Raw genomic sequence first — 12498 nt, forward strand, 5'->3', positions numbered from 1 at the left:
TAGTGATCCTCGTAGAATGTCTCTCGTGACCGACAAACGCGCCACCGTCCTCGACGCCGCAATCGAACTCGTGGGGACCGAAGGATTGCGCGCCCTCACCCACCGCCGCGTGGATGCCATCGCCGGTGTGCCGGCCGGCTCCACGTCGAACTACTTCCGCACCCGCCAGGCTCTCGTCGAAGGGGTGCTCGACAGGCTCCTCGAGCGGGACCGGGTCCAGCTCGAGGCGATCGGCGCCGCGTTGCCGGGGGACGCACGTGAGCTCGAAGACCTGGCGCACGGATATGTGATGTTCGTGACGGGGGACGACCTCGTGCGGACCCGCGCACGCTTCGCGATGTTCGTCGAGGCGATGGCGACGCCCGAACTGCGTGCCGGGGTCGAAACCCGCCGCAGCGAACTGCGCGGATGGATCGGGACCGTGCTCGCGGGCCTCGGCGTCGACGATTCCGCCACCGCCGCGCGGGTTCTCATCGACTACCTGGACGGACTGATCCTGCATCGCTGCACCTCGCAGGACGACGGGCCGGACCCGCGCGACGGCGTGTCCCGAATGGTGCGAATGCTGCTTTCCACGGCAGGGTGACGCCCGCGATTCCGGTGCGTTACGGCTGCGTTTCCGCAGGTGGGGGGAAGAATAGGGCAGGCTTGCTTGCATTACCCCCCGCCACCTGGCATATCGTTCGTTTCGAAGACGGTGGGACCACGACGTCCCACCGGTCGCCGGGTCCACGCTCGCGCTGCCGAAAAGGCACCCGCACCGTCGCGGATGAGCGGATACTGGCGATGTCGAAGGTATCGGGCACCCGGCCGATACCCGTCTACGGCAGTAGATGGCCATCAGCGCTGCTGGTCGTCGGTGCTATCGCATCAACGAAGGCTAGGTATGACTCATCTCCCCGGGCCTCGAGGGCTCTACCACCCGGCGAACGAGCACGACTCCTGTGGCGTCGCGTTCGTCGTCGACATGCACGGTCGTCGCAGTCGCGACATCGTGGAGAAGGCGATCACCGCCCTGGTGAATCTCGAACACCGCGGTGCAGCGGGAGCGGAACAGAACACCGGCGACGGCGCCGGCATCCTGATCCAGGTCCCCGACGCCTACTTCCGTGAGGTCGTCGACTTCGATCTTCCCGCCGAAGGCGCATACGCGACCGGTATCGCGTTCCTGCCCAAGGACACCGCCAAGGCCGACGCCGCGGCCGCCGAGGTCGACCGCATCGTCGCCGAAGAGGGCCTCGAGGTCCTCGGCTGGCGCGAGGTGCCGATCGACGAGTCCGAGCTGGGTTCCATGGCCAAGGACGCCATGCCCACCTTCCGGCAGATCTTCATCGCCTCCGGCGCCCGCGCGCTCACCGGCCTCGAGCTCGAGCGCCGCGCGTACGTCGTGCGCAAGCGCACCGAGCACGAGCTCGGCCACCACGGCGCGGGCGAGGACGGTCCCGGCAGCGAGACCGTCTACTTCCCGAGCCTGTCGGCGTCGACCTTCGTCTACAAGGGCATGCTCACCACGCCCCAGATGAAGGGCTTCTACCGCGACCTGCAGGACGAGCGCGTCGTCTCGGCCCTCGGTCTCGTGCACTCGCGGTTCTCCACCAACACGTTCCCGTCGTGGCCGCTCGCGCATCCCTTCCGCCGCGTGGCGCACAACGGCGAGATCAACACCGTCACGGGCAATGCCAACTGGATGCGCGCCCGTGAGGCACTCATCGACACCGAGGTCTTCGGCGGTCGCGACAAGCTCGAGAAGATCTTCCCGGTCTGCACGCCGGGTGCGTCCGACACCGCGCGTTTCGACGAGGTGCTCGAACTGCTGCACCTCGGTGGTCGCAGCCTGCCGCACGCCGTGCTCATGATGATCCCCGAGGCGTGGGAGCGCCACGACTCGATGGATCCGGCCCGTCGCGCGTTCTACGAGTACCACGCGGCCCTCATGGAGCCGTGGGACGGACCGGCCTCGGTGTGCTTCACCGACGGCACCGTCATCGGCGCCGTGCTCGACCGCAACGGCCTGCGCCCCTCGCGTGCCTGGGTCACCGACGACGGCCTCGTCGTCATGGCCTCCGAGGTGGGTGTGCTCGACATCCCCACCGAGAAGATCGTCAGCAAGCGTCGCCTGCAGCCGGGCCGCATGTTCCTCGTCGACACGGCCAAGGGCCGCATCGTCGAGGACGAGGAGATCAAGCGCGAGCTCGCCGCCGAGCATCCCTACGAGGAGTGGGTCGCAGGCGGCGTCACCCGTCTCGAGGATCTGCCCGAGAGCAAGTACACCTACATGTCGCACGAGCGTGTCGTGCTACGGCAGCAGGTCTTCGGCTACACCCGCGAAGAGGTCGACCTCCTCGTCAAGCCGATGGCGGCCTCCGGAGCCGAGGCGCTCGGCTCGATGGGCACCGACACGCCGATCGCCGTGCTGTCGTCGCGTCCGCGTCAGCTGTTCGACTTCTTCTCGCAGCTGTTCGCCCAGGTCACCAACCCGCCGCTCGACGCCATCCGCGAGGAGATCGTCACCAGCATGGGCGGCATGCTCGGCCCCGAGGGCGACCTGCTGAACCCGACCGAGGCGTCGTGCCGGCAGATTCTCATCGGTGCGCCGGTCATCGACAACGACGACCTGCAGAAGCTCATCCACGTCAACGACGAGAAGCAGTTCCCCGGCTTCAACAGCGTCATCATCCGCGGCCTGTACCCGGTCGCGGAGGGCGGTGAGGGTCTGCGTCGCGCCCTCGCCTCGATCCGCGAGCAGGTCTCGCAGGCCATCGAGAAGGGCGCACGCCTGATCGTGCTGTCCGACCGCGAGTCCGACGAGAAGCTGGCGCCGATCCCGTCGCTGCTGCTCACCTCCGCGGTGCATCACCACCTCGTCCGCGAGAAGACCCGCACCAAGGTCGGTCTGCTCGTCGAGGCCGGCGACGCCCGCGAGGTCCACCACATCGCCGCCCTGTGCGGTTTCGGTGCGGCCGTGGTCAACCCGTACATGGCGTTCGAGAGCATCGACGAGCTGTTGCAGAACGGCGACCTGCCCGAGGGCGTGACCCTCGACAAGGCCATCGCCAACTACATCAAGGCGGCCTCGAAGGGCGTGCTCAAGGTGATGTCCAAGATGGGCATCTCCACGCTCGCCTCCTACACCGGTGCGCAGCTGTTCCAGGTCATCGGCCTGTCGCAGGAACTCGTCGACGAGTACTTCACCGGTCTGCAGTCGCAGCTCGGCGGTGTCGGTCTCGACGAGATCGCCGCGGACGTCGCGGCCCGTCACCGCACGGCCTTCCTCGACCGCCAGTCCGAGCGCGCGCACCGCGAGCTCGAGGTGGGTGGCGAGTACCAGTGGCGTCGTGAGGGCGAGTACCACCTGTTCAACCCGGACACGGTGTTCAAGCTCCAGCACGCGACCCGCACCGGCCAGTACTCGATCTTCAAGGAGTACACGAAGCTCGTCGACGACCAGTCGGAGCGACTCGCGTCGCTGCGCGGTCTGTTCGAGTTCAAGAAGGGCGTGCGCCCGCCGGTGCCGCTCGACGAGGTCGAGCCGGCGAGCGAGATCGTCAAGCGCTTCTCGACCGGTGCGATGAGCTACGGCTCCATCTCGGCCGAGGCGCACGAGACCCTCGCGATCGCGATGAACCGTCTCGGTGGCCGCTCGAACTCCGGTGAGGGCGGCGAGCATCCGAGCCGTTTCACCCCGGACGAGAACGGCGACTGGCGGCGCTCGGCGATCAAGCAGGTCGCCTCGGGTCGCTTCGGTGTGACCGCGCACTACCTGAGCAACTGCACCGACATCCAGATCAAGATGGCGCAGGGCGCGAAGCCCGGTGAGGGCGGCCAGCTGCCGCCGCACAAGGTGTACCCGTGGGTCGCCGAGGTCCGTGGTTCGACGCCCGGCGTCGGCCTGATCTCGCCGCCGCCGCACCACGACATCTACTCGATCGAGGATCTCGCGCAGCTGATCCACGACCTGAAGAACGCCAACCCGAAGGCCCGCATCCACGTGAAGCTGGTCTCCGAGCTCGGTGTCGGCACGGTCGCCGCGGGTGTGTCGAAGGCACACGCCGACGTCGTGCTCATCTCGGGTCACGACGGTGGTACCGGCGCGTCGCCGCTGACCTCCCTCAAGCACGCGGGTGCTCCCTGGGAGATCGGTCTCGCCGAGACCCAGCAGACGCTGATGCTCAACGGTCTGCGCGACCGCATCGTCGTGCAGGTCGACGGCCAGATGAAGACCGGCCGCGACGTCGTGGTCGCCGCTCTCCTCGGCGCCGAGGAGTACGGTTTCGCGACCGCGCCGCTCGTGGTCTCGGGCTGCATCATGATGCGTGTGTGCCACCTCGACACCTGCCCCGTGGGTGTCGCGACGCAGAACCCGGTGCTGCGCAAGCGGTTCACCGGCAAGCCGGAGTTCGTCGAGAACTTCATGCTGTACATCGCCGAAGAGGTGCGCGAGTACCTCGCCGAACTCGGTTTCCGCAGTCTCGACGAGGCCATCGGCCAGGTGGACGTCCTCGACACCCGCAAGGCCGTCGAGCACTACCGCGCGTCGAAGCTCGACCTGTCGCCGCTGCTCGAGAAGGTCATCTCCCCGATCTTCGGGGGGCAGGACATGCACTGCACCAAGGAGCAGTACCACGCTCTCGACAAGGCACTCGACAACGAGCTGATCGCGAAAGCGCAGCCCGCTCTCGAGTCGGGTACGTCGGTCTCGTTCGACACTCCGATCACCAACGTCAACCGCACCGTCGGCACGATGCTCGGCCACGAGCTCACCAAGAAGTACGGTGTGGAAGGGTTGCCGGACAACACGATCGACATCACCTTCGCAGGTTCGGCCGGCAACAGCTTCGGTGCGTTCGTCCCGCGCGGCATCACGATGCGGCTCAACGGCGACGCGAACGACTTCGTCGGCAAGGGCCTGTCGGGTGGTCGCATCATCGTGCGCCCGCCGCACAATGCGGCCGAGGGTTTCGTGCCCGAGGACAACATCATCGCCGGCAACGTCATCCTGTTCGGTGCCACCTCGGGTGAGGTCCTCATCCGTGGCATCGCGGGTGAGCGCTTCGCGGTCCGCAACTCCGGAGCCACGGCCGTCGTCGAAGGCGTCGGCGACCACGGCTGCGAGTACATGACGGGTGGCAAGGTCGTCATCCTCGGCAAGACCGGTCGCAACTTCGGTGCGGGCATGTCCGGTGGCGTCGCGTTCGTGTACAACCCGGACAAGGACTTCGAGAACAACCTGAACACCGAGCTGGTCGACCTCGAGGATCTCGAGGGCGAGGACTTCGCGTGGCTCAAGGGCGCCGTCGAACGGCATCGTGACGAAACGGGCTCCGAGGTCGCAGCCCGCATCCTGGCCGACTGGTCACAACAGGTCAGCCACTTCGCGAAGGTCATGCCTCGCGATTACAAGAAGGTACTCATGGCTATCAAGGACGCCACCATCCGTGGTGCGAACGTGGACGAGGCGATCATGGAGGCTGCTCGTGGCTGATCCCACCGGTTTCCTCAAGCACGGTTCCCGCGAGACGCCGGTCCGCCGGCCTGTCCCGCTGCGACTCCTCGACTGGAAGGAGGTCTACGAGCCGTTCCCGCTCGACACCCTCCGGACCCAGGCAAGCCGTTGCATGGACTGCGGTATCCCCTTTTGCCACAACGGTTGCCCGCTCGGGAATCTCATCCCCGAGTGGAACGACCTCGCCTACAAGGGTAAGTGGGAGGACGGGATCGAGCGTCTCCACGCCACGAACAACTTCCCCGAGTTCACCGGCCGGCTCTGCCCGGCGCCCTGCGAGGCGTCGTGCGTGCTCGGCATCAACCAGGACCCGGTGACCATCAAGCAGGTCGAGGTCGAGCTGGTCGAGAAGGCCTTCGACGACGGCCGCGTCAAGCCGGTTCCGCCGTCGAAGCTCACCGGCCGCAAGGTCGCGGTAGTCGGCTCCGGGCCTGCCGGTCTCGCTGCGGCACAGCAGCTCACGCGTGCCGGTCACTCGGTGACGGTGTTCGAGCGGGCCGACCGCATCGGTGGTCTTCTCCGTTACGGCATCCCCGAGTTCAAGATGGAGAAGCGCTTCATCGACCGCCGTCTCGCGCAGATGGAGGCCGAGGGCACCGTCTTCAAGCCGGGCGTGAACGTGGGTGTCGACATAACCGCCGATGAGCTGCGCGAGCAGTTCGACGCCGTGGTGCTCGCCGGCGGCGCGACCGTCGCCCGCGACCTGCAGATCCCCGGACGCGAGCTCGACGGGATCCACCAGGCGATGGAGTTCCTGCCGATCGCCAACCGCGTGCAGCTCGGCGATCTGCCGGCCCCGACCATCACGGCCGAGGGTAAGAAGGTCGTCATCATCGGCGGTGGCGACACCGGCGCCGACTGCCTGGGCACCTCGCACCGTCAGGGTGCGGAGAGCGTCCACCAGTTCGAGATCATGCCGCGGCCGCCGGAGCAGCGCGCCGAGTCCACCCCGTGGCCGACCTACCCCCTCATGTACCGCGTCTCGTCGGCGCACGAGGAGGGCGGCGAGCGCGTCTTCTCCGTCAACACCGAGGAATTCATCGGCAAGGACGGCAAGGTCACCGCGCTGAAGGCGCACGAGGTGCAGATGGTCGACGGTCGCTTCGAGAAGGTCGAAGGAAGCGACTTCGAACTCGAGGCCGATCTGGTGCTGCTCGCGATGGGCTTCACCGGCGCCGAGAAGCCGGGTCTGCTCACCGATCTCGGGGTCGACTTCGACCAGCGTGGCAACGTCGCCCGTTCGTCGGAGTGGTCCACCAACGTCGACGGTGTCTTCGTCGCCGGCGACATGGGTCGCGGACAGTCGCTCATCGTCTGGGCGATCGCCGAGGGTCGCGCGTGCGCCGCTGCGGTGGACCGCTTCCTCGAGGGTGAGACGGCGTTGCCGGCGCCGATCGCGACCACCACGATGCCGCAGCGCTGAACGCGGGAATCTGCCGGCGTCCGAGTGGCGCCGGAGAGTTGAGCGCTCCAGCGTCGCAGCGCTGAACGAGGTACGACCACTGGGCCGCACACCGGAAGGTGTGCGGCCCAGTGGCGTTCGGGGGGGCGGCGTTCGTGGGTGGGGTCAGGCGTCGACGAGCGACGCGGGATCGGTGTCGGTTGCGGTGGCCGGCGCCGGTTCGGGTGTGGCCTCCTCGCGCCGCCGCGCGAGGAGGCGATCCACGGCCCACGATCCGGAGCCGAGGAAGATCAGGACGAACATCGCCCAGCAGAACAGCGCGGCGGATTCACCGTCGTTCTGGATGGGCAGTGCGCCGTCGGCCTGGTGGCCCCAGAAGTAGGCGTACGCCATCGATCCGGAGCCGAGGAAGGCCGCGAGCCGGGTACCGAGACCGACGATCAGGGCGGTGCCGCACACGACCTGGATGATCGCACCCCACCAGCCGGGCCATGCGCCGAGTTGTGCGGTGGCTCCGCCGTAGGGTTCCGCCGGCCACGCCCACAGGCTCGTGGTGCCGTGGCAGAGGAACAGGAAACCGACGGCGATGCGGAAGGCGGCGACGGCGTGATCGCCGAAAAGGTCCGGCCAATGGCGCACTGAGTTCATCACGTGCGGAAGTAAAGCATGCCTACCCTTACATGCGGGGTGCTTGGTCATCGTTCCTCCGGTTTCGGTGGAGCTGCCCCTGCTTTCCGGGGGTGGATCCACAGAAATCCGCTCGACAGGGACCACCGGACGCGCTGCGCTTGTGATATTTCCGTGTCGCCGGGCGTCGCACCCGTTATGGTTCTGCGCATGACGGCTACGAGACGGGCACTGGCGACGGTCGTGATGGGTGCGGGTGCCGTCGTGGCTGCCGTCGCGGCGGCTCCCACCGCGACCGCGGACCCTGCGGACGCGTGCATCCGCAACGGTGGCGGGCTCGTGACGATCGACGGCGCCGAGCCCGTCCCACCGGTTTTCGGATTCGACGGTCCCCGCCTGCTCGGACTCCAGGGCGGCGTCGGCAACGCATGCATCACCAACGTGGGTGCCGGCGCCGTGACCGTCACGCATCCCGAGGGGCGTGTCCCGGGACGCACCGAGGTGTCCACCGCGCTCGTGGAGATGCGGGTCGACGGCGGGCTCGGCAACGTCGCCGTCACCAATGTCGGTACCGGTGCGGTCACGGTGCACCGGACGGAGGTCACGCCCGAGCCCGTTGCGGGGCCTGCACAGGCTCCGCTCCCCGGGATGCCGGAGCTGATCCTCGACGCGGGAACCGACGGCGTCTTCGTCACGAATGTCGGTACGGGCGGTGTCACGGTCGTCGACCGTGCCGTCGCGCCGGCGGAGCTCCCGGCCCCGCCACCGCCTCCGCCGGGCGCGGTGGTCACCGATCCGTTCAGCGGAAACATCTATGTGACAAACCTTTTCGGGCCCGACATCGTCGTCGCGGAAGCCACCTCGACCGCCGAAGGGAGCGTCGTCGAGCGGCCGGTTCCGGGAACGGCGGTCGACTACGGGACGGGCAACGTCTTCGTGACGAACATCGGTGGGGGACAGGTGACCGTCGTCCGCGGCTGATCCGCCGGCCCCGTCGTTTACCGACAACGTTCCGGACTCGGATACATCACATCCGGTTCACGAATATGTCATCCTTCTACTCGATACTGCCGGGGAGGGACGCGGCACCAGGACAGTAGCGGGGCGGGGACATGGCTATGAGAAGAGTGTGGGCGGCAACGGTGGCCGCAGTGGCGGCATGTGCAGCAGTATTCGCCGCAATGCCTGCGGCGCAAGCCGATCCGCCCGGATGTCCGACCCTGAACGTGGTCGCTGTGCCTGGAACATGGGAGACCTCGAACACCCCCGACCCCGGCCGCGGGAACGGCATGCTCGCCCAGGTCACGTCCAATCTTCCCGCCGGCGCCCGCGTCGACTACGTCGCGTATCCCGCCACGGCCTTTCCGTGGGAGGGCGACGTGTACGCGGCCTCCCGCAATCGCGCCGTCGACAACGCACGCGGCATCATCGCGGCCACCGCCGAGCGGTGCCCCCTCACGAACTTCGCCCTCGTCGGCTACAGCCAGGGTGCCGATGCCGCAGGCGATCTCGCCGCCGAGATCGGCACCGGGCTGGGAGTGATCGGTCCGCACCGCCTCGTCGCGGTGGGTCTGCTGTCCGATCCGCGCCGCTCCGAACTCGACCCGTTCGTCGGTCCGCCCGTCGCCGGCACCGGTGCGGGAGGTGCCCGCGCGGGAGGCTTCGGATTCGTAACGCCCAACGTGCGCACCATCTGCGCGGTGGGCGACCTCTACTGCTCGACGCCGCCGGAGGACTTCGTCACGCGACTGGCCGGCTTCCTCGCGATCTCGGCGGGCAGCCCGTTCGAGCAACTCGAGAACTACCGCGACGAGGCGACGGCGCTCTACAACGACATCATGACCGCCGGGGGCATCCCGATGCTGCAGCTACAGCTCACGCCCGAGGCGAACGAGCTGCGCGAGCAGAAGATCCGAACCTTCTACGAGTCGCAGATCCACCAGGACTACTCGAACTACGTGGTCGACGGTCGCGGAACGACGGCCACGCGGTGGCTGCACGACTGGATCGCCTCGAAGGCCTGACCATCAATCGATGTCGAATCGTGCGCCCACACGCATGACACGGGGCGCGAAGCGCATCAGCCACTTGCGGACCTTCGCGCCCGGGGCGACCGTCACCACAGGCTTGTTGTGACGGACCGCCCCGACGATCGCCTTGGCCACCTTCTCCGGCGCGATGTGCAGGCGCCGGTACATCGCGAGGGTGCGGGTGCGTCGTGCTGCTCGTAGTTCCTTGTTCGGCGCGACGTACTCCGTCGCCCGGGTGAGGTTGGTGTCCACCAGGTCGGGACACACGACGGTCACGCCGATCCCGTGTTCGAGCAGTTCGGCGCGCAGGCACTCCGACAGCATGAACACCCCGGCCTTGCTCGTCGTGTAGGCGGCGAGGTTGCGTTGCGGCATGTACGCCGCGGCCGACGAGACGTTGACGATCTGCCCGCCCGTGCCGGCCTCGATCATCTGCTCCGTGAAGGCGCGGCAGCCGTAGACCACTCCCCAGAAGTTCACGTCCATCACCTTCTCGAAGACGCTCTGCGGAGTGTCGGCGAAGGCACCGATGACACCGATGCCCGCGTTGTTGACGAGCACGTCGGCGACGCCGTGCCGCTCGCGAACGGTCTGCGCGAACTTCCGGACCTGCTGTTCGTCGGAGACGTCGAGTTCGTAGGCGTGAGCGGCGCCGCCGAAGACGGCCTCGGAACCTCCGGCACCGGGAGCCGGGACGTTCACGAGCGCCACCGTCTCGCGGGCGCTGTCGAGATCCTTGTCTGCCACGACGACGATGGCACCTTCGGCGGCGAAGGCGATCGCCGAGGCCCGGCCGATCCCGCTACCACCACCGGTGACGACGACGAGGGCGCCGGTCAGGTCGCGCAGGCGGCTGCGTAGTGCAGCGCCGGCGCGCCAGCGGCGTATCTGGGCGATCCGAGAGGTCACCCCACCATCGTGACGCACGCGCCGCGTGTGGTCCGGTCAGTACAGGAACTCGCGGTAGAGCTCGCGTTTGCCCGGCTCGGCGTCGGCCGGGATCTCGATCGAGTGGAGTTCGGCGTGCATGTCGCGCATCGAGGGGACCGCCGCGCGGTCGGGATAGGTCGACGGATCCCACAGCTTGGCGCGGAGCAACGCCCGCGCGCAGTGCAGGAAGACCTCGTCGATCTGCACGATCACAGCGAGCTGCGCCGGCTTGTTCTGCAGCGACAGCTTCCCGAGCAGGTCGGGGTCGGTCGACAGCGTGGCGCGGCCGTTGATCCGCAGCACCTCCTCGTCGCCGGGGACGAAGAACAGCAGCCCGACGTGAGGGTTCTCGAGGATGTTCCGGTACGAGTCGGCGCGGCGATTGCCGGGCCGGTCGGGCAGCGCGATCGTGTGGTCGTCGAGGACGAGCACCGCCGACTCGATGTCGCCGCGCGGCGAGCAGTCGCAGTTGCCGACGGCGTCGGCGGTGGCGATCGTGAAGAACCGCGCCAGCGACAGGAAATGCCTGATGAGCGGCGTCAGGTGTGGTCGCGCCTTGTCGACGATCGCCGGGTGCGGAATGCCCAGGACGGCCTCGAGCTCGTCCTGTGTCCGTATCCCGCCCTGTACGAGTTCGTCGATCCTGTCCGCATCCATCCGGTGCACCTCCGGCGGTGACCGTATCAATCCTGCACGGGAAGATCACGTCGGCGTCCGTGTCATGCCCTGGTCAGGGGCTGCACAGTCGATTGCTTCCGGTCACCGGGACGACCCGGGAGGCAGGACTCCGGACCCCGGTAGAACGGGTGGCGACGCCCCCGCCCGGAAGGATCGAGATGACCGACTCCGCCCTGCTGGCCTCCCTCCTCGAACGCGTACAGCTCCTCGAGGACAAGGCTGCGATCCACGAGGTCCTCACGGCCTACGGCCCGGCCGTCGACGCCGGGGACGCCGAGGCGGTGGGGGAACTGTGGGCCGAGGACGCCGTCTACGACGTCGACATCCGCCTGATGGAGGGTCGCGACGCCATCATGAAGATGGTGCGCACCCGACCGCACCAGGACTACATCGAGGAGGGCTGCGGTCATCTGCTCGACCCGGTGCACATCCGGGTCGACGGCGACACCGCCGTCGCGACCTGCCACTCCCTGCTGCTGCGCCGCAACGCCGATTCGGATTCGTTCCGGGTGTGGCGGGTGAGCGCCAATCGTTTCGAACTCGCCCGGATCGACGGCAGCTGGAAGATCGTGCGCCGCACGTCGCGGTTGCTCGACGGCAGCACCGCCGCCCGCGATCTCCTCGCGAGCGCACGGCGCTGAACCCACGACTCGCGGGTGGGCGCTGGGGGCTCACCCGCGGCCGGCTCCCGGGGCGCTCAGACGCGCAGGGTGTCGCGTACGTGCCCGGTCTCGTTGATCGACGCGACGCGGCGCGCGCCGCTGCGTGAGACGAGGATGCGCGTCACCGACGCGTACTCGATGGGGAACATCAGCGGCCGGGGCAGCTCGAGCAGGTGCTGCAGCACGATGTTCACGACCCCACCGTGGGCGAACAGCGCCACGGTCTCGGCGTGGTCGCACGTGTCCACCACGTGGTCGATCCCTCGCAGCACCCGCGTGCGGAAGGCGTCCCCGTCCACGAAATCGGGCAGGTGACCTGCCAGGATGCGCTTGTAGGCGGCCGGTGCGACGTCCTTCGCGGCGTCGATCGTGAAGTAGTGGTCGTGGCCGTAGTCGTACTCGGCGATGTCCTCCATCTTCTCCACGTCGAGCCCGCGTCGTTCCGCGACCGGCTCGGCCGTCTGCAGGGCCCGCAACTGCGGGCTCGAGAACAGGCGGGTGATGTTGTAGGGGGACAGCGAGTCCGGCAACCGCGACGCCTGGAGACGACCGGCCTCCGTGAGCGGCGGGTCGGCGCCCCCGGTCTCGGCGCGGGCGTTGTTCGGCTCGGCGTGACGGATCAGGAGTAGCTGCACGACCTCACGATGCCAGGTGGAGCGGTTTCAC

General features: G+C 68.1%; 10 protein-coding genes. 6 read left to right on the forward strand and 4 right to left on the reverse strand.

What is annotated here, in order from left to right:
* The first annotated feature begins 16 nt into the window (after nt 1–16).
* From BO226_RS20815 to BO226_RS20825, 3 genes are all read left to right on the forward strand, one after another.
* On the forward strand, nt 17–586 hold the full coding sequence (locus tag BO226_RS20815) for a TetR/AcrR family transcriptional regulator (RefSeq protein ID WP_269064397.1): 570 nt from the start codon (nt 17–19) through the stop codon (nt 584–586).
* Between the two features lie 300 nt (nt 587–886).
* Nucleotides 887–5482 (forward strand): glutamate synthase large subunit, encoded by a 4596-nt coding sequence (gene gltB / locus BO226_RS20820; RefSeq protein ID WP_064256010.1) that lies wholly within the window; start codon nt 887–889, stop codon nt 5480–5482.
* Nucleotides 5475–6926, forward strand: a complete 1452-nt coding sequence (locus BO226_RS20825) for a glutamate synthase subunit beta (RefSeq protein WP_006553332.1) — start codon at nt 5475–5477, stop codon at nt 6924–6926. Before gltB ends, BO226_RS20825 begins: the two co-directional genes overlap by 8 nt.
* Nucleotides 6927–7070: 144 nt before the next feature.
* Here BO226_RS20825 and BO226_RS20830 read toward each other — a convergent pair whose 3' ends face one another.
* Nucleotides 7071–7553: a DoxX family protein gene (locus BO226_RS20830; protein WP_064256009.1), complete on the reverse strand. Its 483-nt coding sequence runs from the start codon at nt 7551–7553 to the stop codon at nt 7071–7073.
* Between the two features lie 189 nt (nt 7554–7742).
* Here BO226_RS20830 and BO226_RS20835 point away from each other — a divergent pair, with 189 nt between their 5' ends.
* Entirely contained in the window at nt 7743–8513 is a 771-nt protein-coding gene (locus tag BO226_RS20835) for a hypothetical protein (protein WP_231911986.1), read from the forward strand.
* Between the two features lie 254 nt (nt 8514–8767).
* Complete coding sequence (locus BO226_RS20840) at nt 8768–9556, forward strand: cutinase family protein (protein WP_006553335.1); 789 nt, start codon at nt 8768–8770, stop codon at nt 9554–9556.
* Between the two features lie 3 nt (nt 9557–9559).
* Here BO226_RS20840 and BO226_RS20845 read toward each other — a convergent pair whose 3' ends face one another.
* Entirely contained in the window at nt 9560–10471 is a 912-nt protein-coding gene (locus tag BO226_RS20845) for an SDR family NAD(P)-dependent oxidoreductase (protein WP_064256006.1), read from the reverse strand.
* A gap of 36 nt (nt 10472–10507) precedes the next feature.
* On the reverse strand, nt 10508–11149 hold the full coding sequence (locus BO226_RS20850) for an MSMEG_1061 family FMN-dependent PPOX-type flavoprotein (protein WP_006553337.1): 642 nt from the start codon (nt 11147–11149) through the stop codon (nt 10508–10510).
* Nucleotides 11150–11328: 179 nt separating this feature from the next.
* On the opposite strand from BO226_RS20850, the gene BO226_RS20855 reads away from it, so the two are divergent.
* Nucleotides 11329–11811 carry a nuclear transport factor 2 family protein gene (locus BO226_RS20855; protein WP_024102596.1) on the forward strand — a complete coding sequence of 161 codons (483 nt, stop codon included), beginning with the start codon at nt 11329–11331 and terminating at the stop codon, nt 11809–11811.
* Between the two features lie 56 nt (nt 11812–11867).
* Here the strand turns inward: BO226_RS20855 and BO226_RS20860 are convergent, their stop codons facing one another.
* Nucleotides 11868–12467, reverse strand: a complete 600-nt coding sequence (locus BO226_RS20860) for a histidine phosphatase family protein (RefSeq protein WP_064256005.1) — start codon at nt 12465–12467, stop codon at nt 11868–11870.
* Nucleotides 12468–12498 lie beyond the last annotated feature (31 nt).

Source organism: Rhodococcus sp. 2G (genome assembly GCF_001886355.1).
Taxonomy (GTDB): Bacteria; Actinomycetota; Actinomycetes; order Mycobacteriales; family Mycobacteriaceae; genus Rhodococcus; species Rhodococcus pyridinivorans.

Excerpts from the sequence above, each read along its gene's own strand:
- BO226_RS20815 (WP_269064397.1), top strand. The coding sequence starts at position 17 with ATGTCTCTCGTGACCGACAAACGCGCCACCGTCCTCGACGCCGCAATC.
- gltB (WP_064256010.1), top strand. The coding sequence starts at position 887 with ATGACTCATCTCCCCGGGCCTCGAGGGCTCTACCACCCGGCGAACGAG.
- BO226_RS20830 (WP_064256009.1), bottom strand. The coding sequence starts at position 7,553 with ATGAACTCAGTGCGCCATTGGCCGGACCTTTTCGGCGATCACGCCGTC.
- BO226_RS20835 (WP_231911986.1), top strand. The coding sequence starts at position 7,743 with ATGACGGCTACGAGACGGGCACTGGCGACGGTCGTGATGGGTGCGGGT.
- BO226_RS20850 (WP_006553337.1), bottom strand. The coding sequence starts at position 11,149 with ATGGATGCGGACAGGATCGACGAACTCGTACAGGGCGGGATACGGACA.
- BO226_RS20855 (WP_024102596.1), top strand. The coding sequence starts at position 11,329 with ATGACCGACTCCGCCCTGCTGGCCTCCCTCCTCGAACGCGTACAGCTC.